Origin of the sequence: Pseudoalteromonas sp. SG44-8 (genome assembly GCF_014164125.1) — a bacterium.
Classification (GTDB): domain Bacteria; phylum Pseudomonadota; class Gammaproteobacteria; order Enterobacterales; family Alteromonadaceae; genus Pseudoalteromonas; species Pseudoalteromonas rhizosphaerae.
The window spans coordinates 161,587-186,051 of the sequence record NZ_JACJEQ010000005.1 but is presented as its reverse complement, the minus strand read 5'-3'; the positions used below and the strand labels follow the sequence as shown (position 1 = coordinate 186,051).

Here is a 24,465-nt window from a genome sequence, read left to right as displayed (position 1 = left end):
AAAAAAAAAGCCGTGTTTTAAATCAACACGGCTTTGTTGTTTTAATTTGCTTTGCCCTAGACTTTGAACTCATCTACAGATAAGCGTAACTCTTCGGCAAGTTTAGCGACCTCAGAGCTTGATATATTAGTCTGATTAGCCCCCTCTGCGGTTTGTTCTGCAATGGCTACAATAGACTCAAGGCGCTCGCTAATCTCTTGTGAGACTTGTTGTTGCTCTTGTGCTGCTGTCGATATTTCTTCACTCACATCATGTGCTAAAGCAACCGCTGAGGTGATTGAATCCAGTGCTGCGTTGGCTAGGTCTGATTGTTCAACACAAGAATCAGCTTGTTGCTTGCCTTTAGACATTGCAGTCACGGCTGCTTCCGCGCCTGTTTGCAATGATTCTATCATGGCTTGAATTTCTTGAGTCGAGGCTTGTGTTTTACTAGCCAATGAACGAACCTCATCAGCAACAACGGCAAAACCACGACCTTGTTCACCAGCACGTGCTGCTTCAATAGCTGCATTAAGTGCTAGTAAGTTAGTTTGATCCGCGATACCACGAATAACATCAAGAATACTACCAATTGAGGCGCTATCTTGATGAAGCTTATTAATGACTAGTGAGGCTGATTCAACTTCACGAGCTAGCTGCTCAATGGTCGATTTATTCTGGCTAGAAATACCCTTAACACGCTCAGCTTCTTTATCGGCATTTTTGATTTCTTTAAGTGCCTGTTGTGCGCTATTGCTTACTGTTTGTGAGGTACTGCTCATTTCCGTTGTCGCTGTTGCAGCTTGTTCTACCTGTGCTTGTTGATTACGAATTGCTTGACTTGATTCACCGGTGATAGCAGACGTTTCTTCTGAGGCCGCAGCAAGTTGTGTGGAACGAGATATAATACCTTGGATCAAGCTGCGTAAGCTGGCTATAAGTGTATTACAGCTACGCGATAGTTCACCAAATTCATCTTTAGCTGTATCGTCTAGACGTTGTGTCATGTCGCCACTAGCAACAATATCAAGAATGCGGTTTACTTCTGCAAGCGGTTTAGTAATGCGGTTAACCGTTATATAAGCTACGATTATGGCTAGCAAAGTTGCGCTGATCATACCAACCCAGGTCCATAAATTAGCTGAATCTACGTCGGTCCTAACTTCTTTTTGCAATTCAAAAGCAACATTACTAGCTTGAGAAACTAATTCATTAAGTTGTTTTATTGCAGTTGCCGTAGCTTGCTCTGCCTCTGTAAGTTCCTTTTCAGTCATTGCGATTACATCAATTAAACGCTTTTTGTTAGCTGAGATACTATTGTTGCCGAGAATGTTATCGCGAAGAGAGACGAAGTAATTGTTTAGATCGTTATATAAACCAGGCTCTGCTGCTTCAACAACCGGTTTTAGTAGCTTTAAGCTACGCTCAATCTCCTCTAAATAATAAAGCTGCTCATTTTTGACGATATCTAAGGTATTTTGGGTTTTAACTGTCAGCATGTCAGTGCTGTTGGTGACTAAAGACAAAAAGTTATTTTCTAATTTATTAGCCGCTTGATAGGCTCTGCTATCACTGCTTTCTAAACCATCAATATCGATAATATCCAAAACCACAGAATTAGCATCTTCCGCTGCAAGCTCTATCGTTTCTAATTGTGCTCGTAATGATTTATTGAGTTCTAATTGGGTTTTTTTATCTTTTAATAAATCTTCTACTAATTTAATAAAGCTTTTGTAAGTTCGCTCAACGTTTTGACTATTTTGATTTAGTTGATCGTTGTCACGTACAACGAGTTTTAACTGTGAATAAGCTTTATCAAAGCGTTGTTTTTGTTCGAACACCAACTTTTCAATTGGCGCAAGCTCTGCTGCTGAAGAGGTATAAAAACTAGCTTGGGCGGCTTTACTCATCAGGATAAACTCAACCTGTAGTTCTGAGCTTTGTTCTAATGCCGGCAATGATAATTGATTTACTTGCTGTGCTGAATTATTAATATTTGCGATTCTGAACAGTGAATTACCCCCAATTAAAAGAAGTAATAAGGTGATACAAATAAAACCACCCCAAATACGTTGGCTGACAGTTAAGTTCATATAAAAATTCCATAAAGAGAGTAGCAATTAGACTTTATCGGCTTTATTGCGGATAAGTTAAGTAATTAAATTCAATTACTTTTAACATTCGTTACTATAAATCTAACAGAAGATGATTAATTTTTCAGTTAAATTAGATGAAATCAGTAGAATTAGCGCTAAAGTATTGCTTATTTTTTAACTCCATCAAGCTCAGCTTCCCACCCCATACACAGCCTGTATCCAAAGCATGGATATTTGCATGATTAGTTACGCCCTCAAGAGCAGCCCAATGTCCAAATACAATGTGCTGTTTAAAAGTTGTAAATTTTGGGTGCTCAAACCAAGGCATCATTGCAGTAGCGTTAGTAATACTACCTTTATAGCTTAACTCTAATTGTTCATCAAGGGTTAAAAATCGCATTCTGGTAAAGTAGTTAACAATATAACGAAATCGCTCAAACTCATTGAGTTGCTCACTCCAAAGGCCTGGGTGCTGCTCATACATATGTTTGAAAAAATCGCGCGCATTCTCACCTTGATAGCAGGATTCAGCAAATTGAGCATGTTGCAGAGCCTGCTCAATGGACCATGCGGGGTTGAGGCCGGCGTGGCTAATAAATACCTGTTCTGTTTCAAGCCATAGAGCCAATGGTTGCTGCTTTAGCATGGCTATATAAGCAGGTAGCTTTGCTGAACCAAGCAGGGCGGTGAGCTTGTCTTTTGGATTAGCGGGTTTATCTAACATATAATTGGCAATCAGGTGTAAGTCATGATTACCTAAGGTAACGGTGATACTATCTTGATGTGTATATAAATAATCTAGGCAGGCAAGAGAGTCGGGGCCGCGGGCGACAATGTCGCCCACTAAATAAAGGTGATCTTTACTTGGGTTGAAGTCAACTTGCAGCAACAAAGCTTGAAATTCTTTATAACAACCTTGTAGATCACCTATCGCATAATTTGCCATTATTTAACCTAAATTCGGGGTAATAAATCTATCTCCTGTGGCTATTTTCAACGCTAACTGCGTTGAATCTACTTGCAATAGGCCAGCTATTGACGCGTAAATTCGCCTTGTTATCTCTGAAAATCTCCGACAGGACAGCTTAAAGGCTAGTTATATCATTAAATCAATGCGTTAATAAATATCTTAACCCGATTTCAGGTTATTTAATGTAAAATATTAGGCAGTGATAAACGAAAAACATTAATAGGTGCATCAAACTCTGTACCGAACTCATTCTTCAAGGTGTAATAACCTTGCATCGTTCCTACGGGAGTATCTAGCACTGCACCACTGGTATATTTATAGCTTTCACCAGGACCAATAGTTGGTTTTTCACCGACTACGCCTTCACCTTGTACTTCGATTTCTTTACCATTTGCATCAGTGATCAACCAATAGCGGCTAATTAACTTTGCGCTGCATAGACTGTGATTTTTAATGGTAACGGAATAAGCAAATACATATTTATCAAGTTCAGGTTGTGATTGACCCTCAACATAAAATGTTTCTACCGATACTTTGATGGGTGAGCCCAAATTACTGCTTGTTGTCATAAATCCAATTAGCTATATCAATAAATTGTTGTAACGAAAGGCTTTCAGCACGCAACGTGATATCTATACCAATGCTAGTTAATTCATCTGCGGTGAGTAAATTAGCTAAGCTGTTGCGCAATGTTTTGCGGCGCTGATTAAAGGCCTCTAAACACACAGTGTTAAGAATTTTAGTACTTTTTGCTGTACGTTGCTCTGGCTTTTTCGGTATTAAACGAATAACGGCAGAATCAACTTTCGGTGCTGGTTTAAAACACTCTGGTGGTACTTCGATGACAGGCATTGCATTACAGTAATACTGTGTCATTACGCTCAAGCGACCAAATGTTTTACTACCAGGTCCTGCTACCATGCGTTTCACCACTTCTTTTTGTAGCATAAAGTGCATATGCTCAATGTTGTCGGCAAACTCAAATAAATGGAACAGCAATGGTGTTGAAATATTGTATGGTAAATTACCAAACACTTTTAGTTTGTTGCGGTCAGCTTTGATCAAACTTGAAAAATCAAATTTCATCGCATCACCTTGATGCACAGTAAGCTTAGGCCCTAAAAATGGGTGCTCAGTTAAGCGCTGGGCTAAATCTTTATCTAGTTCAACAACCGTTAAGTGGCCACTTAGCTCACTTACCGGTTCAGTGATAGCACCTAGACCAGGACCGATTTCAACTAAATTATCTTCAGGTTTAGGATCAATCGCGGTGACGATTTTATCGATGATCATCTCATCACATAAAAAGTTTTGCCCAAAACGTTTGCGGGCGCGGTGTCCTAAATGTACTTTATCTGTCATTGATTTTGTGCTTTTTCATGGGCGAGCTTAATTGCTTCGCGGATCGCTAATTCAAAACTACCTACATCAGCATCACCAGTACCTGCTAAATCGAGCGCCGTACCGTGATCAACTGAGGTGCGTATAAACGGCAAACCAAGGGTGATATTAACTGATTTGCCAAAACCTTTGTATTTTAGCACAGGTAAACCTTGATCGTGATACATTGCCAGCACTGCATCAGCTTGTGATAGATATTTGTCTTGGAACAAGGTGTCAGCAGGCAATGGCCCGATTAAATTCATACCTTCACTATTTAGCTGTTCAATGGTTGGGGTGATGGTGTCAATCTCTTCACGCCCTAAATGGCCATCTTCACCCGCATGAGGGTTAAGCCCACAGACTAAAATACGTGGTTTTTCGATACCAAATTTAGTTTGTAAATCATGGTTTAAAATACCTGCAACTTTACTTAAACGCTCACTTGTAATAGCACGTGATACATAAGCCAGTGGGATGTGCGTGGTCACTAGTGCAACTCTTAAGCCTTCAGTAGCTAATAACATCACCACATCAGGGGTGTTTGATTGCTGGGCAAAGTATTCGGTATGGCCACTAAATGAAATGCCAGCTTTATTGATAATACCTTTATTAACAGGACCAGTTACAACGGCTGCAAACGTACCATTCATATTCTTTTCGCACGCGATACGCAAGGTATCGAGTACGTATTGACCGTTGGCATCATTTAACACACCCATCTCAACGTCGGCACCTAAATCAACTTGGTGCAGATAGACACTCCCTGCAGGGGCGATTACAGCTGGTGCATTTTCATCAAATGGAATTAAATTGATTGTTAAACCAAGCTGTTTGGCTCGCTGTTGTAATAATTGCTTATCAGCAATCACAACCAGCTGCGCAGGCCAATCATGCTGTGCAAGTTGCAACAGTAAATCTGGGCCGATCCCGGCAGGTTCGCCGGGAGTAATTGCAATACGTAGGATCATTGGTTATTCATCAATTGGGAAAATTTCAACATGGGCTTGCTCACGCATTTCTTGCTGCCAGTTAAAGCTTTCTTCTTTAAATTTACGATTAAAGAGCATGCCGTGAGCACGGTTACGTTTAGCTAGTTCGGTTTTATCAGCTATACGTTTGTCTAATAGCTGCACTATATGCCAACCAAATGTGGTTCTAAACGGGTCACTGATCTCATTTTTATCAAGTGATAGTAGGGCATCTCTAAACTGTGGCGCATAGGTCGTAGGATCTGTCCAATCGTACTCTCCACCTTTAAGTGCAGAGCCTGGATCTTCTGAATACTCTTTAGCAAGTTCACCAAAGTCAGCAGTCCCAGCACGTAAATCTTTAGCAAAGCCATTAAGCATATTGCGGGCTTTTTCTTCGCTTAAGATGATTGACGGCTTGATTAAGATATGGCGAGAGCGCACTTCGGTTGTTTCAACAACCTGGCGACCACGAATGTCTTGAACTTTAATAATATGAAAACCAGCGCCTGAACGAAGCGGGCCTATAATGGCATCTTTTTTGGTGCCCTTAACTGCTTCAGCAAAGAGTGATGGCATTTCATTAATGCTCATCCAGCCTAATTGACCACCTTCAAGTGCTTTTGAACCACTTGATGATGAAATGGCGATACGTTTAAATTCTTTCCCGTCTTGTAAAAACTCAATAACTTTATCTGCGCGAGTTTTTGCGCTAGCAATTTCATCCGCAGTGGCATTATTTGGAATATCAACGAGGATATGGCCAATGTCATACTCTTCCGTATTTTGACCTTGGCTTTCCATTATTTTTAAGAGATTATCAACTTCTTGTGGGCTAATATAAATACGACGGTCTACGTTTGCGCGCATTACTTGTTGAGTTGTGATCTCTTTACGAATTTCTTCACGATAAGATTGGAAACTCTCGCCTGATGATTCAATAGTACGGCGTAGGTCTGCGATTGTTCCGCCTTGCTCTTTCGCCATACCAACCAAAGTTTGGTCCAGTTGGCTATCAGAGATTTCTAACCCCATACGCTCAGCTAATTGCATCATCAACGCTTGATTTACTAAACGCTCCATTGCTTGAATACGTAGCGTATCATCCGAAGGTAATTCTTGTCCTTGCTCTTTGGCTTGGGTTTTTACGCGGTTAACAATAGTGTTTACTTCACTTTGTAAAATAACCCCTTGGTTTACAATACCAACCACCTTGTCTATTTCAACAGGGGCTGCGAAAGCGCTTTGGCATAAACCAAGCGTCAAAAATGCTGATGCTAATAATTTTTTTAAATTCATACTTTTTCTAATACTCTTGCTAATAGTACGGTGATACTAGTTATTAAGAAAATACGGTCTACGATAGCCAAAAATACCTTGTTGTAATAATTTTTGTGCATCATAACGGCTTTTACTACCTAACCCTTTTAAGACAATATTAAATCCAATACTTGAATCAAAAGTGGCTTGTTCTTGGCCTATCGCTTGATTTAAATCAGTTGCGATTTGGCGACGGGCGGTAACTTGAAAGGCCCAACAGCATGATTCATATTGCAATCCGCTGAACACCTCGACACTACGACCGTTTTCTAAATCACGGTGATAGCTACTTACAAACTGCCATTGATCACTGAGCGGAATGCTAGTAAAAAAGCCAACTTGTTCGATTGTATTGCCTGAGACATCATTTGCATAGCGATGGTTCAATTGAACGAGTTGATTATCGTCACCTTTATAATCTAAGGTCACATTTGACTGGATAATCTGTTTACCATCGGTGTCATATTGAATTCCGCCTGATAAATACCAGCGGCGGTGCCAATGTAACATGGTTTGTGCGGCAAACAAGGCATTATAGTTGGTATCTGAGTTTAACCCTTGCGATGTTGGCTTGGCTGAGTCACTTAAATAAAATATTTGACCAGCACTAAAATTAAACAACTCTTCACTTTTATTATTAAATAAACGCGTGGTTGCACCTAATGTAAATTGATTTGCTGCGGCTATACGATCCACACTTGAAAAACGACTATCACGGAATAAACCAAAAAAATCATCTTGTAATTTTGTTGTATCGTATAAACCTATATTGGATTGATCTTTATTCGGTGTATACAAATACTGCAGTTGTGGCTCTAAGGTTTGAATACCATCATCAGCGAAGATAGTGGTTTCACGCTCAAAGTTTAATTGGCTGTATAAACGCACTTTAGGCAAAGTACGCGATACTGATTTAGCATAATCAGTATTTGCCAAATCACCTTCTTGCTTATAGTTAGTGTGCAATACGCTAAATTCAGATAAAAACGACCATGCATGCTCTTGGTAGCCGTAGCTTGCTTTTGGTTCGATGTGTAAACGAGTTGCCTTTTCAATAACTTGAGTGTCATTTGTAAAGTGGCTCAGTTCACCGTCTAGGGTAAGTTCAATATCCTGAAAACTAAATGGTGCTGTTTGCGAAAAGCTAATTTGTGGCCACGCCGCATACGATTCAACATGATCACCGAGCACTTCAAAGTTTTGTACTTTTATATCTGTACGCCAAGTATCACCTAAGTGTGATAACGAGCCAGTACGGTACAGTTGGGTGTCAGTACGTGTTGCGTAATTAGAACCCAAATCAGTGAGATAGTTATCATCGCTGACGTTGGTTATATCAACATTAGCACGCCAATTTTCGGCAAAATAACTTTGTTGTTGCCAGTGAAATAGAAAGCGCTCTTTGAGTTCTGGTTCGGAGTCGTCTTTGTCAAGGTATTCAAGTGCTACGAGACCTTCATTGCTATCACTCAAATAACGAAATTCGGTTTGCAGCTGCAAGCCTTTTTTAGACATATAGCGTGGTGTAATCGTGGCATCAAAGTTTGGTGCAATATTCCAATAATATGGAGTAACTGTTTCTACGCCGTAGCGATCTGAACTGGAAATATTGGGTGTTAATAAGCCCGACTTTCTGCGATTATCAATTGGGAAAGTGAAATAGGGTAAATAAAGTACAGGCGTATCCATAATACGCAATACCATATCATGGGTTTCGCCCCAGCCTTCATCACTGGATAATAAAATTTGTTCAGCTTGAATTGCCCACACGGGCGTATCGCTTGGACAGGTAGTAAAGCTTGCGTTCAGCAGATCTAAGCCAGACTTATTAATAGTGAGCTTTTCCGCTCCGCCGTGTGCTTGTTGATCCGTCAGCTTATAATCGGCACCAAGTAGGCTGATTTCAGAACTATTTAAATCAGCATTAAGACCTGAGCTATTTACTTCACTGATAGTGTCACGGTAAGTAATAGGGCCAGTTGCATTAAGTAACCCACGCTGTTTGTCAATTAGCGCACTTTGTGCGGACAAACTCATAGTAAGGGTGTTAATATCAACATTACCGGTAAATTCTGCGCTTTGGGTGCCAAGCAGTTCAATATCATCTGAACGGATATCGATCATGCCTAAGTCAAGGCCAGCAAGCGGTTGCCAAGCTCTGGTTTGCATTGAATTGCCACAAAAGTTGTGTGTCAGTTCAGTTTCGGCGAACGATGGTGCGCTGATCACACTTAGCATCATCATGCCCCAGGTTTTGCTCATTTATTAGCCTTAATATGCTGTCGTTGGATGTAAGAATGACATAATAAAGGAAAACAATGGCAAATACAGTAATTGACTTAGTGAAAAATAGATATCTTGTAAAATGAATCGTTATAAAAGTTTACAGCAGTTTTTAAATCCGCACTTCGAAGATGAAGTATACCAGCTAGCTGCGATCACCGGAGACGCCAGCTTTCGTCGTTATTTCCGTCTAAATCGCGGTCAAGATAGCTATATAGTTATGGACTCAGATCCAGCTAAGCTCGATAACACTCCTTATATAGAACTCAACAAAGTTTTTTCTGAGCATGGTTTCAAACTACCAAAAATATTACATGCTGATGAAAAGCAAGGGTTCTTCTTATTAAGCGATTTAGGCAACACACATCTTGCTGATATGCTAGATGATAAAGAACGTATTAATCACTATAAACACCTTATAAAACTTAGTGCACAATGGGCAAAAATGCCGCCTGTTGAGCACATGAAAGATTTTGATCGGGCATTTTTAGAATTAGAACTAAGTATTTTTTTAGAATGGTTGGTAGAGGGATTTTTAGAGCTAGAAGTTACTGCTGCAGAACGTACTTTATGGCAAACGAGCTGTGAGTTATTAATTGAAAATATACTCGCGCAACCTAGCGTCACCGTACACCGTGATTTTCATAGCCGTAATATTATGCACAGTGAACAGCAATGGGCAATTATTGACTATCAAGATGCCGTGCAAGGCCCGGTATGCTATGACCTGGTATCGTTACTGCGTGATTGTTATTTTAAACTTCCTCACGATGAACTTGAATACTTACTTGAGCATGCATTTGCTGAGTTTGAGCAACAGGGCTTGCTCAGTAACATCAGCTTTGCAACCTTTAAACAATGGTTTGATTTAACCGGTATTCAACGCCATTTAAAAGCGGCGGGTATTTTTTGCCGGTTAAATTTACGCGATGGTAAACTCGGTTATATGGATAATGTATTACCGACACTGCGCTACATTAGTGATGTGGCGCAAGATCATTCATCGTTGGTGGAGCTGGGTAAATGGATCAGCAGTAAGATTATTCCTGCTACCTTAGTCGCACTTAATAAAGTGCCAACTAAATAATGAAAGCGATGATTTTAGCCGCGGGTCGCGGTCAGCGAATGATGCCACTTACCGCAGAATTACCTAAACCTATGTTAAAGGTGCAAGGAAAACCATTAATCGAGCATCATATTGAGCGACTAAAAACAGCAGGGATCACTGATTTTATTATTAACCTTGCTTGGCAAGGAGATAAGATCCGTGCTTACTTTGGCGATGGTAGCCGGCTTGGTGTACATATTGAGTATAGCCAAGAGCCTGAGCAGGGATTAGAAACTGCAGGTGGTATTATTCAAGCCTTACCTTTGCTTGGTGAGCAATTTATTGTTATTAATGGCGATATATTTACCGACTATGATGTTAGTTCATTACTGCATATTCACTTAGATGCGGGCGAGGCACATATTGTGTTGGTTGAAAATCCAGCCCACAACCCAAATGGTGACTTTACGTTGCGTCATCTAAGCGCAGATAGCCCCAAGTATACATTTTCTGGTATCAGTCGCTTTCATCAGCAATTTTTTGCAGGAATTACAGCGGGTACTCATCGCTTAGGGCCATTATTAAAAAGTAAATTGGCTGAGCATGTTGTCTCTACGGAGCTGTACATAGGTAACTGGGACGATATCGGAACTCCAGAACGATTAGCTCAATTGAATGAGTTGTTGATAGAGCAACAAAAAACTCATTAAGTAATTCACATATAATAGGAGCGCCTCATGTGGGGTAAAATTTTAGGTGCCTGCTTTGGCTTTATGTTTGGGCGCATTATAGGCTTATTTATAGGCTTATACCTGGGCCATATGTTTGACAAGAGTTTAAAGCAGAACTTTGATAAAGCCGGCGGCTTTTCAAGCTTATTTAAAGGCGATGATGATATTAATCAGCGCCAAGCGTTATTTTTTACCAGCTGTTTTGGAGTAATGGGGCACATTGCTAAGTCAAATGGCCGTGTAAGCGAAACCCACATCCGTGCTGCCAGTTTATTTATGGATGAAATGGGACTCACTGGTGATGATCGCAAAGAGGCACAAGATGCATTTAAAGCGGGAAAAGACGCTGATTTTTCATTAAAAGAAACTGTTTTCGATTTTAAAGAGCGTTTTGCTCGTCGCCATGATTTATTACAACTGTTTTTAGAAATTCAAATCCAAATGGCGTTTTCTGATGGGGTGTTAGCTGCGCAAGAAAAGGAGCTACTCCAAGAGGTAAGTAAGTTATTAGGGATCTCTAAAACTCACTTTGCATTTGTACTTAAACGTTACCAAGCTGAATTTTCATTTCGTCAGCAACAACAACGCTATCAACAGCAGCAGCAACGTCAACAAGGGCAAAGCAGTAGTTATCGTGAAGGCTCAGGGCATCATGTACCGCCAAATAGTGGCATGAGCCGTACTCAAGCTCTGGCTTTGCTGGGGCTAAATAATGAGGCGAGTGAACGAGAAGTAAAAGTAGCGTACCGTAAATTAATGGCGCAGCACCATCCTGATAAATTAGTTTCTCAAGGTTTACCTAAACATATGATGGAACTGGCAGTCAAGAAAAGCCAAGATATTCAAGCCGCTTACGAATATTTAAAAAAGGCGGCGTAAAAACCCTTCTACTTCTTTGGTCAAGCGCTCATGTTGCTCAGGCTCAGAGCGCAAACCAAACAGCTCACGTTGGCGGTAATCATATTTACTGTGACGTTTAACCCAGCGTTTTCTATCCGCCACACTCAGCAGTAAGTCTGGGTTATCTATGTTGTAGTAAATATCCAATAACGGCGGGCTAATAGTCGATATAATCGCGTTAAGTTGTTGGTTACGTTTACTGTTTGGTAAATAACTGCTAAGGCTGACAAATGCATCTATGTTGGTATTTGGATATTCGCCATAGTGTTCGAGCAATACTCCAGCAGAGGCACCTTGTGCAATAACAACAATTTTCCCATCTTCATCCAATGCACTTTGATACAACGCATTAAAGCGTGCAATTAAGTTGAGTTTATAATTATCTATTATCGCATTGCTTATATGAGCGATAGCATCAACATGTACAACAGGAGTGGCTGTGTCAGCTGATGGTTCGCCATTGTCTGAACTTGTAGTTTGCTTAGCCGCTGCAGGTTCAGTTGTTTCACTTGCATCCGCAGGTGGCACTGCTTGCCAATCAATATCGGGTACCGTCATAGCAATTGTGGCATAGCCTAAATCGTTAAGTTGCGTGCGTAAAAAGTTGAGCCCGTTGTTATTGGTAGGTAAGTGTTGCCAATCAGGGATAATCAACACCACACCGCGCTGCTGGGCACTCATGTGTTGGCGATATAAACTTAAAAACTCAGTATCACCGGCAAGTAGCGGTTTTAGTTCATCTTGCGGCATTAAGCGTGATAAATCATTACTGCTGATTGTTGACCATGGTGTGGGTGCAATAAAGTCGGCTGCTTGGGCTGGCATGGCCAAGAAAGTCGCGTAAACCAAACTAATTAATTGCCATACTTTAAACTGTTTGCCGATAGCCATATAAACCACCACGATGAATCAATAAGTTGTTATCGGCGTGTACAGCAAAAAGTTTAGTGTGATTTTAAGCTCGTAATTAAAACTCTGGCTCAGCTTCAAAAGTCATAATTTGTGCTGTTCCCGGGTGAGTGAGCTGTAGCATTTGTGCGTGCAATTGCAAGCGCGGGGCAGCAGCCAGGGCATCAGGGTGAGCATAGAGCCTATCGCCTAAAATAGGGTGCCCCAATGACAACATATGCACACGTAATTGATGTGAGCGTCCGGTAATAGGGGTAAGTTCCACACGAGTGGCGTGCAACTCATGCTCCAATACAGTGTAATGAGTTAAAGAGGGCTTCCCCTTGTCATGATCAACCATTTGCTTAGGGCGGTTTGGCCAATCACAGATCAGTGGCAAATTGACTGATCCCGTTAATGGCTCTAATTTACCGTACACTCGTGCAATATAGCGCTTTGCAGTTTGGCGTTCTTGAAACTGCATACTTAAATGACGATGAGCCGATTTATGCATTGCTAAACAAATAATTCCAGAGGTTGCCATATCTAAGCGGTGAACTATTTTTGCCGTAGGAAAAACACGGTTAACGCGAGCTATCAAACAATCGGCGTGTTTAGGATCTTTTCCCGGCACAGTCAAAAGTTCACTGGGCTTGTTGACGATCAGTAAATCATCATCTTGAAATAAAATGGTTAAATACGGATCTAATGGAGGATTGTAGTTAATTAACACGGCCGACCTCAATGATTTATGAGCGCGCTATTTTAGAGAAGTCATCGCTTATACACAATCAATAACGTATTAGATTAGACGCGAGAGTATTAATGAGCGAGTTAATTGACAAGTAGTCGTTAAGCAAAGGGTATTTTTGGGCAAAAGAAAAGCGCGAACTATCGCTAGTCGCGCTTGCGGAATCTTCTAATTTTCTGCATCCTGCAATTGAACTTAATCAACTCCTAAACTTTACTCATCCATGTGATCACACTGTTACTTATTCGTTCTGCGTGATATAGGCTATCCGTGCCTCTGTCCTATGTGCTTCCTTTTGATCCTTTTTGATAATCTCTATTACCGGTCCTTTACGCATCGTCCTGATGCTATCCCTTAGTTAACAGTTCCATTGTGATACCCTTTAGGGCCTGTCCATCTGTCCGCTTTTATAACATCCTGTCTAACAACTCTCTTGCGAGCCCTGTTGTTATTCCTTTTCGCATCATCCTGAGCCTGTCCGTGAATCCATTTTTTCCTAACGTAACCTTTAATTCGAGGTTTATGAGTAATCATTCCTTGTCCGTTTACTCATTTAAGCGTCACTGCTTAACCGATGAAGTAAGTATAGAGAGTATCTGCAAACAAAATAGGCTAAAAACAGTAACGAAAATACAGTCATTATTTTGAAATTTTATAATAGTTATTATATTTCATGTGGTTAGTTTGTTTTTAGACTTTTTTTATGATGTTTTATACTCAATAGCTGTCATAACCGTGAGATATATCGCACAAGTGATTTCCATTATGGGCATGGTCATCATTGATTAAGATTTAATAAGTGCACTTTTTCAAGGAGCAAGTTATCATTACATGATAATAGTTATTATTTAGTTGGAAGCGATTTATGAAAAAGACATTAGCAGCTTTAGTTGGCTTAGTGTTAACAACCCCTGTGTTTGCAGATGAAGCAGTAAATATTTACTCTTTTCGACAACCGTTTTTAATTCAGCCAATATTAGATGATTTTACTAAGCAAACAGGCATTAAAACAAATGTGGTGTTTGCTAAAAAAGGATTAATAGAGCGTGTTAAGCGTGAAGGAAAGCATAGCCAAGCTGATTTAGTCTTAACCTCTAATTTTAGTGATTTAGTGCAGCTAGATGAATTAGATTTAACCCAAACAATTAATAGTGAAACCGTTAATAGTAATGTACCGGCTAAGTTTCGTGATGTTGAAGGACAATGGGTTGCATTAACTAAGCGGGTGCGTAACGTTTATTCATCAAAAGAGCGCATAGGTGCATTAGCGCATTTAAGCTATGAAGAATTAGCCGATCCTAAATACAAAGGCAAAATTTGCACCCGTTCGGGTAAGCACCCATATAATTTAGGCTTGGTCGCTTCAATGATTGCACACCATGGTGAAGCAGAAACTAAAAAATGGCTTGAAGGTGTGAAAGCAAATTTAGTTCGTAAACCTCAAGGTAATGACCGCGGGCAAGTAAAGGCAGTAAAAGAAGGCTTATGTGATTTAGCGATCGGTAATAGTTATTACTTTGGTAAGATGATGGAAGATCCCGAGCAAAAACCATGGGCTGATGCCGTACATATTAACTTTCCGAATCAAGATAACAGAGGCTCACATATTAACGTATCTGGTGTAGTTATGACCAAGTACGCTAAAAATCCTGAAAATGCCTTGAAACTAATCGAGTTTATGACCGACAATAAGGCGCAAAATATGTACGCTTCGGTCAATATGGAATATCCAGTAAGACTGGGCGTTGAATTATCAAGCTTGGTAGCATCATGGGGTAGCTTTAAGGAAGATAGCTTAGCGCTTGATGAAATTAGCAAATATCGTCCTTTAGCACTTAAGCTAATTGATGAGGTGAAGTTCGACCTTTAATGAGTTTAAAATTTTCACTGTCGCGATGGCAGTTATTCGCGTGGGTTATTGGCATAGTGTTGATAACCCCATTGTGTTTTTTATTGTTCGAATCACTACAAGGCGATTCTGACGTATTTAGCCACCTCTGGGATACCGTGCTATGGGATTATACCCGCAATACACTGTTACTTATTTTGGGTGTTGGCGTTGTCAGTTGTATTATTGCCCTTCCGCTTGGCTGGTTAACCGCTTATTGTGATTTTCCCGGCCGTAAACAGTTTGAGTGGGCGCTTATGCTGCCCCTTGCGATGCCGACCTATATTATTGCTTACGTTTACACTGATCTGTTTGATTATGCCGGTCCGGTGCAAATAGGGTTACGCGAATGGTTTGGTTGGCAATCACCTAATGATTATTGGTTTTTTGATATTCGTACTTTATCTGGTGCGATTATTATGATTGCCTTAGTGCTTTATCCTTATTTGTATTTGATTTTTAAAACTGCATTACGCGAACAGTCATTTAAATTGGTGCAGGCGAGTCAGTTGATGGGATTATCACCTAAGCAGAGCTTTTTCAAAGTTAGTTTACCACTTGCTCGAGGGGCGATTGTGGCTGGACTGACGCTGATCAGTATGGAAGCAATGGCTGACTTTGCAACCGTTAATTATTTTGCGGTAAGTACTTTAACTACAGCGGTTTATGATACTTGGTTAGGGTATTATTCGTTAACAGCTGCGGCTAAAATTTCAGGTATTATGTTACTTATATTGTTTTTAGCGTTAACGATGGAGCGTTTTAGTCGTCGTAATCAAGCTGTATTTGAGCGCCAACCAAGCGTCAACAGTGATGCGCTATATAACTTAACGGGCAAAAGTGCATGGCTGGCAACTATCTTTTGTATTGCAGTGTTATTTTTTGCCTTTATATTACCTGTCGCTGTGTTAATGGGTTATGCCATTTCATATTTCGGACAAGCATGGAATAGCGTATTTTTTCTCTATGCATGGCAAAGCTTTAAAGTCGCGGCCATCGTGAGCATTATCACCATTATTTTGAGTCTGTTAGTGGTATTTTATCAGCGCATTGCTAAGCAGCAATATCCACTTGTACCTGGGCGATTAGCCAGTACAGGTTATGCGTTACCTGGAACAGTACTCGCTATTGCAGTGTTGTTACCATTGACCTTGTTAGACGATAAATTAAATACTTGGTTAGAGCCAATAGGTATTACACCGGGGCTATTATTGAGCGGTACTTTGTTTGCAATTATATTTGCATATGTGGTGCGCTTTTACGCTATAGCTCATGGTGCAATTGAAGCTAGTTTTATGCGGATAAGCCCATCGCTTGATATGGCGAGTCAATCAATGGGGAAAAGCCAAGGCCAAACTCTACGCAAAGTACATATCCCGTTATTACGTCGTGGTATTTTAACCGCAGGATTGTTGGTATTCATTGAATGCATGAAAGAATTACCTACCGCATTGTTATTAAGGCCATTTAATTTTGAAACCTTAGCGACTCATGTGTTTCAGTATGTCAGTGATGAGCAGTTAGAGCTGGCGTCTATTTCAGCGTTAGCAATTGTTTTGGTGGGGTTAATTCCTTTATACTTTATTAATCGCTCGATGGAGCAACGCAGTTAATGAGCAGTTTAGTATTAGAAAATTTATCGTATCAATACAACGGCACATCCGTGATTGAGCACTTAGATTTAACTGTCGCACAAGATGAAATAGTGTGTTTACTCGGTGCTAGTGGCTGTGGAAAAACCACCACATTAAAAGCTATTGCTGGGCTGATTGAAGCAAAGCAAGGAAAAGTATTTATTGATGGTAAGTTAGTCAGTGATGAGCATACTTTTTTAGCGCCAGAGTATCGAAATATTGGCATGATGTTTCAAGATTATGCGCTATTTCCACATTTAACTGTGGCTGATAATATTGCCTTTGGCTTAACCAATATGACAAAAGCGGATAAGTTAAAGCGCGTTGCTGAAATGCTTGAATTAGTGCATTTAATTAATTGTGCAGAACGTTTCCCGCATCAGTTATCTGGGGGTCAGCAGCAGCGAGTGGCAATTGCTAGGGCACTGGCTTATAAACCTAGTTTATTGTTATTAGATGAACCGTTTTCCAATATTGATACGCAAGTACGGTTTGAGTTAATTGCAGATATTCGTCGTATTATTAAAACCCAGCAAGTATCAGCTGTATTTGTTACTCATTCAAAAGAAGAGGCATTTGCGTTTGCTGATACATTAGCGGTAATGCACTGTGGGAAAATTGCTCAACAAGGTACGTCTGAGCAGCTATTTAGTGCTCCAAGCTCAAAGGTAGTTGCAGAATTTCTTGGTCAGGGCATATACTTAGATGCAGAAGTATTAACAGCAACTGAATATCATACTGCTTTCGGATGTGTTGAGTCATTAGTTACGCATCGTCATGTTAAGCAAGTTGGGAAACTTTATGTTCGCCCACACCATCTTGAGTTAATACCTTTTCAATCACAAGGCTGTAGTGCAAATACGGTGACTATTTTAAACAGTCGTTTTGTTGGTTCGCATTTTGTGTATAAGGTTATGGTTGATGGACAAGAAATTGAAGTTGCTGCTCAGTTGGGCCACTCATTTTTAGCAAATGAACAGGTGACAATAAAAATAACACCACACACGGTTAACTTTTTCGCAGATTAAGTGCTTTAGTATTTTTAATTTCATTAAAAACGCCGTGTATGAGATTTTGAGTTAAGGAAATACCATGGCGCAAGCGCAATCTGGAATTTGTGCTGAGGCAAACTTGCACGGTTTACATTTGTTTTTTAATGTATTTGATGGCCACGATGAGTCATTACGCAAAAAGTTAAAATACGTTAGCGCTATCCAAGATGAGTTTTCAGATCAGTTTTCTGAATCGATGCTCTCCAGCCTAGTTGCAGTGGGGGCACAGTACTGGCCGCACATTCTGCCTGAATTTCTGCCTAGTGAATTACAGAGCTTTCCTAATATTACTCATAATGATCATATTATGGGGGCTCAGCCTTTTGATTTATTTGTCCAAATTCGTTCCGATAGGGAAGATGTAAACCATTTATTTGCTTTGCAAATTCTTAAGTTATTTGCCCCCGATGTTGAATTGGTTGAGCAAGTGCGAAACTTTCGATTTTTAGATGGTCGCGATTTTAATGGTTTTATACTCGGTGGTGACACTCCTCATGGTCGCCAAAAGCGCATCACAGCGTTAATCAATAAACCCAACCATTTTGAAGATCAAGGCAGTTACGTACATATACAGCGCTATAAGCATGACTTAAGTGTGTGGCAAAATTTACCTCTGAGTGAGCAAGAGCAAATAATGGGACGCACTCGCTTAGATAATACCTTGATTATGCCTGCGACTGAGAATAGTCATGCTGTACGCACTGAGTTAAAAGATGAGCAAGGGCAACCACTGCAATTAAATCAAAACATGCCTTATGGTGACGTTTACGAACAGGGTATATTAGCGATTAGTTATGCAGCACAGGGAAATGCATTTGAGCAAGTATTACGAAGTCGATTAGGTGATGCCGATTGCTACGATCATTGGCTTGATTTTACTCAAGCCGATATGGGTTCTGCGTTTTTTGCCCCATCAATTAACTTTTTAAAGCAGCTGTAAAAAGTTTGAATCGGTAGATTTATACCGTATCAAATAAAATACGCACACGTTCAAGAGTTACATCAATTTCAGATACTTTAGCTGGAGCGATAAAAATAGTATCGTCACCAGCAATGGTACCTAGTACGCCATCTGCTTTACCTAATGAATCTAATAGTCGAGCAATTAATTGTGCAGCTCCTGGGCTGGTTCGAATAATGATCATCATTTCGTTATGCATTATATCGATCACTAACTGACGTAATGGGCTTTTCGCTGTAGGTACGCCCATTTCAGCAGGCAAACAATAGACCATTTCTTGTTTGGCATTACGAGTGCGTACCGCGCCAAACTTGCTTAACATCCGCGACACCTTACTTTGACTAATATTATCAAAGCCTTGCTCTTTTAGGGCGTCAACAATCTCACCTTGTGAACCAAAGTTTTCTTCTTTTAAAAGTGCCTTAAAGGCCTTTACTAATGCTTCTTGTTTATCTTGTGGTTGCATATTATAGGTTCTTATTCATAAGTGATGCGCTAATTGTACACAATGTTGCATACTTATGCAGTAGTTGTTTGCTTTTGCGATGGATTTTAGTGCTGTAAACCAGCAAGTTTACAACTATGGTCTAAATTATATGTGAAATAAGCAGGATAAATTTGTCTTTAGTCGTTAATTTCATTATCTTTAGAGCCACAAATATTTCCTACCTCAAATTACGGAGAATTCCAATGAAAGTTGCTGTATTAGGTGCTGCTGGCGGTATCGGCCAAGCGTTGTCTTTATTATTAAAAACAGGCTTACCAGCTGGTTCTGAATTATCACTTTATGATGTTGCTCCAGTTGTTCCTGGTGTTGCTGTTGATCTTTCTCATATCCCAACTGACGTTAAAGTTGCAGGCTTTGGTGTTGATGCACTAGATCAAGCGTTAACTGGTTGTGATATCGTTCTTATCCCTGCTGGTATGCCACGTAAGCCTGGTATGGACCGCGCTGATTTATTTAATGTTAATGCTGGTATTATCAAAACATTAGCAGAAGGTATTGTTGCTAACTGTCCAAAAGCATTAGTGGGTATTATCACTAACCCAGTAAATGGCACTGTGCCAATTGTTGCGGAAGTATTCAAAAAAGCAGGTACTTACGACGCGAAACGTGTTTTCGGTATTACCACTCTTGATGTGATCCGTTCAGAAGCATTTGTAGCTGAGCTTAAAGGTGTTGACGTTGCAACTGTGAAAGTACCAGTAATTGGTGGTCACTCAGGCACAACAATCCTTCCGTTACTATCTCAAGTTGAAGGCGTTACTTTCACTGATGAAGAAGTTGCTGCACTTACTCCACGTATCCAAAATGCAGGTACTGAAGTAGTAAATGCAAAAGCGGGCGGTGGTTCTGCAACATTATCAATGGGCGCTGCTGCTGCACGTTTTTGTATGTCTTTAGTTAAAGGCTTACAAGGTGAAGACGTTGTAGATTACGCTTACGTTGCTGTTGAAAATGGCGATGCTGCATACTTTGCACACCCAGTACGTTTAGGTAAAAACGGCGTAGAAGAAATTCTTTCTTACGGTGAACTAAGCGCATTTGAAGAGCAAGCTAAAAACGACATGCTTGATACGCTGAAAAAAGACATCCAAGAAGGTGTTGATTTCATCAACGCTTAATTGCTAAGTCGATTGATACAAAAAAGCCTGCATTTGCAGGCTTTTTTATGCTCGAAGGATTTTTATACATTAGGTGTTTATTAGTGATTACGATCAACGGCAATACGAGCCAAGCTAACGAGTGCTTCTTTATACGGTGATTCATCTAATACAGATAAACACGCAATCGCTTTATCAGCTTCTTCGTTGGCTTTATTCATCGTAAACTCAAGTGCTTTGGTTTCATTGAGGGCACTTAGAATAGCTTCTAAGTGGTCCATACCATTACTGTGCTCAATGGCATCACGGATCAACTGTACTTGCTCAGCATTACCGTGGCGCATAGCATAAAGTAGTGGCAGGGTAGGTTTGCCTTCGGCCAGATCATCACCGATGTTTTTACCTAACTGCTCAGCATCAGCATTGTAATCAAGTACGTCATCCACCAATTGAAAAGCGGTTCCTAAATGCATACCATAAAGATTAAGCGCTTGCAGCGTAGAGTCGTCTTTTTCGGTAATAATCGCAGCAAGGCCTGTTGCAGCTTCAAATAATTTAGCTGTTTTAGAATAAATTACCTGCATGTAGCTATCTTCGGTGGTATCAGGGTCGTTACAGTTCATTAATTGCAGCACTTCACCTTCCGCAATCACGTTGGTTGCATCAGCGAGTATTTGCATAACTTGCATTTTACCAATACCAACCATCAGCTGAAATGAGCGGGTGTAGATAAAGTCACCAACAAGTACGCTGGCTGCATTACCAAACTCAGCATTTGCTGTCGGTGTTCCTCTGCGTAAATTTGATTCATCAACGACATCATCATGCAGTAATGTAGCTGTGTGAATAAATTCAACAATAGTTGCTAAAGTAACATGATCTTTGCCTTCATAGCCAAGTGCTTTAGCCGCTAAAATAGCCAACATAGGGCGAACACGCTTGCCGCCGCTGTTTACTATATATAAGCCTAGTTGATTGACTAATGCTACATCAGAGCGCATTTGCGCGTAAATTAGTTGATTGACGTCATTCATATCGTTTTCGATTAACGCCTGGATAGCTTTTATATCCATTGATCTCCGAGCCAATTTTAATGGGTATACGGGGCTGATTGTACAACAAAAAACAGCTTTGCTCGACAGTTTGTGACGATTCGCTGAAAAAACACGGTTAAGCAGCTTAATTTAGCCTTAATTTGGAAAGATAACTTTTTTATTTGAGAAAATTTACGTTAATTCAACATGGTTGTTTTTTATTCTTAGTGCGTGTTTGTTCGTGGTGTAATTTATTTGTCATGAAACGCTAAAAAGGCTTGGCATAATGCCAATTTAATATAAAATAGGTGAAAATATTGAATCGCCTTCAATGCAGCTATTTTTTATTCATTTAATTAATAAAACAGGCTTGCTAGTTTTTGCACATTAGCGTAAACTTCGCGCCCTATTGAATAATATTTTAGTTGCGTCGATTTGAGGGCGCACAGACGGAGTTAATTATGTACGCGGTTTTCCAAAGTGGTGGTAAACAGCACCGTGTGACTGAAGGTCAAACAATTCGTCTTGAGAAATTAGACGTTGAGACTGGTGCAGCAGTTGAATTTGATTCAGTACTTTTAGTTGCTGATGGTGAGAAAATCGAGATCGGTGTACCGTTCGTAAACGGTGGTAAAATAACAGCTGAGGTTGTTTCACATGGTCGCGGTGAGAAGATTAAGGTTGTTAAATTTAGACGCCGTAAGCATTCTCGTAAGCAAATGGGCCATCGTCAATGGTTCACAGAAGTTAAAATCACTGGCATTAGCGCTTAATTAGAGGTACTTAGAAATGGCACATAAAAAAGCAGCTGGTAGTACTCGTAACGGTCGCGATTCAGAAAGCAAACGCCTTGGTGTTAAGCGTTTTGGTGGCGAATCAGTTCTAGCGGGTAGCATCATTGTTCGTCAACGTGGAACTAAATTCCATGCTGGCACAAACGTAGGTATCGGTAAAGACCACACTATCTTCGCAAAAGCAGATGGTAAAGTTCAGTTTGAACAAAAAGGTCCTTTAAACCGTAAATACGTAAGCATCGTATCTGAGTAATCAGAATCGGTTCTTAAAAAACCCCGCCTTTGCGGGGTTTTTTGTTTTGAAAATAAATATATACCTAAGCCAAGCCTGCAATCAGCTTGGCTTAGGTATATAATAGTGAAATTAACAAGCCAATCCCTAAAGTGAGTAATCATGAAGTTTGTAGATGAAGTAGAAATTCGCGCAGAAGCTGGAGACGGTGGCAGCGGCATCGTATCTTTCCGTCGTGAAAAATATGTCCCAGATGGTGGACCAGACGGCGGTGACGGTGGAGATGGTGGTAGTGTTTATCTACAAGCTGATGAAAACTTAAATACCCTAATCGATTATCAGTTTGAGCGTTTTCATAGAGCTGAACGTGGTACTAATGGCCGCAGTCGTAACTGTACCGGTAAAAAGGCTGATGACTTATATGTGATGGTGCCTGTAGGTACTCGGATCATGGATGTTGATACCCAAGAAGGTCTTGGTGATTTAACTCAACATGGTCAAAGAATTTTGGTTGCAAAAGGCGGTTTCCACGGCTTGGGGAATGCGCGTTTTAAATCAAGTACTAACCGAGCGCCTCGTCAAAAAACATTAGGCACACCGGGTGAAGTACGTAACCTTAAACTAGAGCTATTATTATTAGCTGATGTTGGTTTATTAGGTTTGCCAAATGCAGGTAAGTCTACTTTTATTCGTAGTGTATCGGCAGCGAAACCAAAAGTAGCTGATTACCCATTTACTACGCTGATTCCAAATTTAGGTGTGGTACGTCCAGAAGCAAATAAATCATTTGTTATTGCAGATATCCCAGGGTTAATTGAAGGTGCCTCTGATGGCGCTGGCTTGGGTATTCGCTTCTTGAAACATTTAGAGCGTTGCCGTGTATTACTGCATATTATCGATGTTATGCCTGCCGATGGTTCAAACCCAGTAGATAATGCATTTGCGATCATCAATGAGTTGCATCAGTACAGCCCGAAGCTGGCTGAAAAACCACGTTGGTTAGTCTTTAATAAAATAGACTTATTGCCTGAAGATGAAGCTCAGGAGCTATGTGAGCAAATCGCTGAAGAGTTAGGCGAGACTGAAAATATTTATCATATTTCTGCAATTAATAAGCTAAATACTCAGCCATTAATTCATAACATCATGACGCTACTTGATAGCATGCCAAAAGAAAAGTTTGTACCAGTTGAAGATGAAGAAGTTGAATTCAAATGGGATACTTATCATAAAGATGCCACTAAGAAGAATGATGACGACGACTGGGATAGTTGGGATGATGACGATTATGACGTTGAAGTTGTCTATGAGCGTTAGACTAAAGTAAAATATTTTAAAAGGAGCTGGTGCTCCTTTTTCTTTTTATAATAAAAAAGTATTGGGTTTTAATGTGAAAATTTCAATGATTGCAGCTATGGCTAAAAATAGAGTGATTGGCCAAGATAATGATATGCCATGGCATTTACCTGCTGATTTACAGCATTTTAAAGCGGTTACAATGAATAAGCCCGTGATCATGGGACGTAAAACATTTGAGTCAATTGGTCGCCCTTTACCTGGTCGACGCAACATCGTTATTAGCCGAAATACAGACTATACTGCAGTTGGGGTTGATGTAGTAACATCTCCTGAAGCCGCAATTTCATTGCTGTGTGAGTCTGATGAGGTAATGGTGATTGGTGGCGGGAATATATATCAACAATTTTTAAAAAGTGCCGATACACTTTATTTAACGTTTATTGACCTTGATGTTGCAGGGGATACTCAGTTCCCTGATTATGAACAATCAGCAAACTGGCAAGTTGTAGAAGAGCTGTATAATCAACCTGACGATAAAAACATTTATGGTTATAAATTCGTCACATTGGATAAAGTTAAGTAACATTATTGCGGTTAAGCTTATAGGTTGATACAATATTAAACAACTAAGGTAGTTATAAAGTATTAC

The 24,465-nt window shown here is 40.2% G+C and carries 23 protein-coding genes; 12 read left to right on the top strand and 11 right to left on the bottom strand.

Going from position 1 to position 24,465, the window contains the following annotated elements:
- Positions 1-56: 56 nt before the first annotated feature.
- From H5163_RS06570 to lptD, 7 genes are all read right to left on the bottom strand, one after another.
- A complete protein-coding gene (locus H5163_RS06570) occupies positions 57-2,072 on the bottom strand; it encodes a methyl-accepting chemotaxis protein (RefSeq protein WP_182734710.1) in 2,016 nt (671 codons plus the stop codon).
- Between the two features lie 133 nt (positions 2,073-2,205).
- On the bottom strand, positions 2,206-3,021 hold the full coding sequence (locus H5163_RS06565; RefSeq protein WP_145235439.1) for a symmetrical bis(5'-nucleosyl)-tetraphosphatase: 816 nt from the start codon (positions 3,019-3,021) through the stop codon (positions 2,206-2,208).
- A 203-nt stretch (positions 3,022-3,224) separates the two neighbouring features.
- Positions 3,225-3,614, bottom strand: a complete 390-nt coding sequence (apaG, locus tag H5163_RS06560) for a Co2+/Mg2+ efflux protein ApaG (protein ID WP_145235442.1) — start codon at positions 3,612-3,614, stop codon at positions 3,225-3,227.
- Complete coding sequence (gene rsmA / locus H5163_RS06555) at positions 3,598-4,407, bottom strand: 16S rRNA (adenine(1518)-N(6)/adenine(1519)-N(6))-dimethyltransferase RsmA (RefSeq protein ID WP_145235444.1); 810 nt, start codon at positions 4,405-4,407, stop codon at positions 3,598-3,600. The genes apaG and rsmA overlap by 17 nt, the downstream gene beginning before the upstream one ends.
- On the bottom strand, positions 4,404-5,396 hold the full coding sequence (pdxA, locus tag H5163_RS06550) for a 4-hydroxythreonine-4-phosphate dehydrogenase PdxA (RefSeq protein WP_145235446.1): 993 nt from the start codon (positions 5,394-5,396) through the stop codon (positions 4,404-4,406). Before pdxA ends, rsmA begins: the two co-directional genes overlap by 4 nt.
- Before the next feature lie 3 nt (positions 5,397-5,399).
- A complete protein-coding gene (surA, locus tag H5163_RS06545) occupies positions 5,400-6,695 on the bottom strand; it encodes a peptidylprolyl isomerase SurA (protein WP_145235448.1) in 1,296 nt (431 codons plus the stop codon).
- A gap of 36 nt (positions 6,696-6,731) precedes the next feature.
- Complete coding sequence (gene lptD, locus H5163_RS06540) at positions 6,732-8,978, bottom strand: LPS assembly protein LptD (RefSeq protein ID WP_145235450.1); 2,247 nt, start codon at positions 8,976-8,978, stop codon at positions 6,732-6,734.
- A gap of 103 nt (positions 8,979-9,081) precedes the next feature.
- On the opposite strand from lptD, the gene H5163_RS06535 reads away from it, so the two are divergent.
- From H5163_RS06535 to djlA, 3 genes are read left to right on the top strand one after another with little or no spacing between them, the layout of a single operon-like run.
- On the top strand, positions 9,082-10,086 hold the full coding sequence (locus H5163_RS06535) for an aminoglycoside phosphotransferase family protein (RefSeq protein WP_182731787.1): 1,005 nt from the start codon (positions 9,082-9,084) through the stop codon (positions 10,084-10,086).
- Positions 10,086-10,757 carry an N-acetylmuramate alpha-1-phosphate uridylyltransferase MurU gene (murU, locus tag H5163_RS06530; protein WP_145235454.1) on the top strand — a complete coding sequence of 224 codons (672 nt, stop codon included), beginning with the start codon at positions 10,086-10,088 and terminating at the stop codon, positions 10,755-10,757. The genes H5163_RS06535 and murU overlap by 1 nt, the downstream gene beginning before the upstream one ends.
- Positions 10,758-10,784: 27 nt before the next feature.
- Positions 10,785-11,657: a co-chaperone DjlA gene (djlA, locus tag H5163_RS06525; RefSeq protein ID WP_149982088.1), complete on the top strand. Its 873-nt coding sequence runs from the start codon at positions 10,785-10,787 to the stop codon at positions 11,655-11,657.
- On the opposite strand, the gene H5163_RS06520 is transcribed toward djlA, so the two are convergent.
- Both H5163_RS06520 and rluA read right to left on the bottom strand, forming a co-directional pair.
- Positions 11,640-12,569, bottom strand: coding sequence for a DUF3530 family protein (locus tag H5163_RS06520; RefSeq protein ID WP_182734709.1), 930 nt, complete (start codon positions 12,567-12,569; stop codon positions 11,640-11,642). The genes djlA and H5163_RS06520 overlap by 18 nt on opposite strands.
- A gap of 76 nt (positions 12,570-12,645) precedes the next feature.
- Complete coding sequence (gene rluA, locus H5163_RS06515) at positions 12,646-13,299, bottom strand: bifunctional tRNA pseudouridine(32) synthase/23S rRNA pseudouridine(746) synthase RluA (protein WP_145235460.1); 654 nt, start codon at positions 13,297-13,299, stop codon at positions 12,646-12,648.
- A gap of 883 nt (positions 13,300-14,182) precedes the next feature.
- Between rluA and H5163_RS06510 the strand changes: the two genes are divergently transcribed.
- The 4 genes from H5163_RS06510 (at position 14,183) to H5163_RS06495 (ending at position 18,831) form a co-directional block, all read left to right on the top strand.
- The gene (locus tag H5163_RS06510) at positions 14,183-15,187 is read left to right on the top strand and encodes a Fe(3+) ABC transporter substrate-binding protein (RefSeq protein WP_145235462.1); all 1,005 of its coding nucleotides are present in this window, start codon (positions 14,183-14,185) and stop codon (positions 15,185-15,187) included.
- The gene (locus H5163_RS06505; protein ID WP_145235464.1) at positions 15,187-16,818 is read left to right on the top strand and encodes an iron ABC transporter permease; all 1,632 of its coding nucleotides are present in this window, start codon (positions 15,187-15,189) and stop codon (positions 16,816-16,818) included. The genes H5163_RS06510 and H5163_RS06505 overlap by 1 nt, the downstream gene beginning before the upstream one ends.
- Positions 16,818-17,867: an ABC transporter ATP-binding protein gene (locus H5163_RS06500; RefSeq protein WP_145235466.1), complete on the top strand. Its 1,050-nt coding sequence runs from the start codon at positions 16,818-16,820 to the stop codon at positions 17,865-17,867. The genes H5163_RS06505 and H5163_RS06500 overlap by 1 nt, the downstream gene beginning before the upstream one ends.
- A 64-nt stretch (positions 17,868-17,931) precedes the next feature.
- Positions 17,932-18,831 (top strand): Dyp-type peroxidase, encoded by a 900-nt coding sequence (locus H5163_RS06495; RefSeq protein ID WP_182731784.1) that lies wholly within the window; start codon positions 17,932-17,934, stop codon positions 18,829-18,831.
- A 19-nt stretch (positions 18,832-18,850) separates the two neighbouring features.
- On the opposite strand, the gene argR is transcribed toward H5163_RS06495, so the two are convergent.
- Complete coding sequence (gene argR / locus H5163_RS06490; RefSeq protein ID WP_145235470.1) at positions 18,851-19,318, bottom strand: transcriptional regulator ArgR; 468 nt, start codon at positions 19,316-19,318, stop codon at positions 18,851-18,853.
- A 224-nt stretch (positions 19,319-19,542) separates the two neighbouring features.
- Between argR and mdh the strand changes: the two genes are divergently transcribed.
- Positions 19,543-20,478, top strand: coding sequence for a malate dehydrogenase (mdh, locus tag H5163_RS06485; RefSeq protein WP_145235472.1), 936 nt, complete (start codon positions 19,543-19,545; stop codon positions 20,476-20,478).
- A gap of 80 nt (positions 20,479-20,558) precedes the next feature.
- Here the strand turns inward: mdh and ispB are convergent, their stop codons facing one another.
- Complete coding sequence (ispB, locus tag H5163_RS06480; RefSeq protein WP_145235474.1) at positions 20,559-21,530, bottom strand: octaprenyl diphosphate synthase; 972 nt, start codon at positions 21,528-21,530, stop codon at positions 20,559-20,561.
- Between the two features lie 422 nt (positions 21,531-21,952).
- On the opposite strand from ispB, the gene rplU reads away from it, so the two are divergent.
- The 4 genes from rplU (at position 21,953) to folA (ending at position 24,399) form a co-directional block, all read left to right on the top strand.
- Positions 21,953-22,264, top strand: coding sequence for a 50S ribosomal protein L21 (rplU, locus tag H5163_RS06475; RefSeq protein ID WP_006794538.1), 312 nt, complete (start codon positions 21,953-21,955; stop codon positions 22,262-22,264).
- Positions 22,265-22,280: 16 nt separating this feature from the next.
- Positions 22,281-22,538: a 50S ribosomal protein L27 gene (rpmA, locus tag H5163_RS06470; protein ID WP_064665557.1), complete on the top strand. Its 258-nt coding sequence runs from the start codon at positions 22,281-22,283 to the stop codon at positions 22,536-22,538.
- Between the two features lie 141 nt (positions 22,539-22,679).
- Positions 22,680-23,834, top strand: coding sequence for an Obg family GTPase CgtA (cgtA, locus tag H5163_RS06465; RefSeq protein ID WP_145235477.1), 1,155 nt, complete (start codon positions 22,680-22,682; stop codon positions 23,832-23,834).
- Between the two features lie 73 nt (positions 23,835-23,907).
- Positions 23,908-24,399: a type 3 dihydrofolate reductase gene (folA, locus tag H5163_RS06460; RefSeq protein ID WP_182731782.1), complete on the top strand. Its 492-nt coding sequence runs from the start codon at positions 23,908-23,910 to the stop codon at positions 24,397-24,399.
- Positions 24,400-24,465: the final 66 nt, after the last annotated feature.

What these genes read in the sequence shown, in the direction of transcription:
- H5163_RS06570 (WP_182734710.1), bottom strand. Translation starts at nt 2,072, where the DNA reads ATGAACTTAACTGTCAGCCAACGTATTTGGGGTGGTTTTATTTGTATC.
- H5163_RS06565 (WP_145235439.1), bottom strand. Translation starts at nt 3,021, where the DNA reads ATGGCAAATTATGCGATAGGTGATCTACAAGGTTGTTATAAAGAATTT.
- apaG (WP_145235442.1), bottom strand. Translation starts at nt 3,614, where the DNA reads ATGACAACAAGCAGTAATTTGGGCTCACCCATCAAAGTATCGGTAGAA.
- rsmA (WP_145235444.1), bottom strand. Translation starts at nt 4,407, where the DNA reads ATGACAGATAAAGTACATTTAGGACACCGCGCCCGCAAACGTTTTGGG.
- pdxA (WP_145235446.1), bottom strand. Translation starts at nt 5,396, where the DNA reads ATGATCCTACGTATTGCAATTACTCCCGGCGAACCTGCCGGGATCGGC.
- surA (WP_145235448.1), bottom strand. Translation starts at nt 6,695, where the DNA reads ATGAATTTAAAAAAATTATTAGCATCAGCATTTTTGACGCTTGGTTTA.
- lptD (WP_145235450.1), bottom strand. Translation starts at nt 8,978, where the DNA reads ATGAGCAAAACCTGGGGCATGATGATGCTAAGTGTGATCAGCGCACCA.
- H5163_RS06535 (WP_182731787.1), top strand. Translation starts at nt 9,082, where the DNA reads ATGAATCGTTATAAAAGTTTACAGCAGTTTTTAAATCCGCACTTCGAA.
- murU (WP_145235454.1), top strand. Translation starts at nt 10,086, where the DNA reads ATGAAAGCGATGATTTTAGCCGCGGGTCGCGGTCAGCGAATGATGCCA.
- djlA (WP_149982088.1), top strand. Translation starts at nt 10,785, where the DNA reads ATGTGGGGTAAAATTTTAGGTGCCTGCTTTGGCTTTATGTTTGGGCGC.
- H5163_RS06520 (WP_182734709.1), bottom strand. Translation starts at nt 12,569, where the DNA reads ATGGCTATCGGCAAACAGTTTAAAGTATGGCAATTAATTAGTTTGGTT.
- H5163_RS06510 (WP_145235462.1), top strand. Translation starts at nt 14,183, where the DNA reads ATGAAAAAGACATTAGCAGCTTTAGTTGGCTTAGTGTTAACAACCCCT.
- H5163_RS06505 (WP_145235464.1), top strand. Translation starts at nt 15,187, where the DNA reads ATGAGTTTAAAATTTTCACTGTCGCGATGGCAGTTATTCGCGTGGGTT.
- H5163_RS06500 (WP_145235466.1), top strand. Translation starts at nt 16,818, where the DNA reads ATGAGCAGTTTAGTATTAGAAAATTTATCGTATCAATACAACGGCACA.
- H5163_RS06495 (WP_182731784.1), top strand. Translation starts at nt 17,932, where the DNA reads ATGGCGCAAGCGCAATCTGGAATTTGTGCTGAGGCAAACTTGCACGGT.
- argR (WP_145235470.1), bottom strand. Translation starts at nt 19,318, where the DNA reads ATGCAACCACAAGATAAACAAGAAGCATTAGTAAAGGCCTTTAAGGCA.
- mdh (WP_145235472.1), top strand. Translation starts at nt 19,543, where the DNA reads ATGAAAGTTGCTGTATTAGGTGCTGCTGGCGGTATCGGCCAAGCGTTG.
- ispB (WP_145235474.1), bottom strand. Translation starts at nt 21,530, where the DNA reads ATGGATATAAAAGCTATCCAGGCGTTAATCGAAAACGATATGAATGAC.
- rplU (WP_006794538.1), top strand. Translation starts at nt 21,953, where the DNA reads ATGTACGCGGTTTTCCAAAGTGGTGGTAAACAGCACCGTGTGACTGAA.
- rpmA (WP_064665557.1), top strand. Translation starts at nt 22,281, where the DNA reads ATGGCACATAAAAAAGCAGCTGGTAGTACTCGTAACGGTCGCGATTCA.
- cgtA (WP_145235477.1), top strand. Translation starts at nt 22,680, where the DNA reads ATGAAGTTTGTAGATGAAGTAGAAATTCGCGCAGAAGCTGGAGACGGT.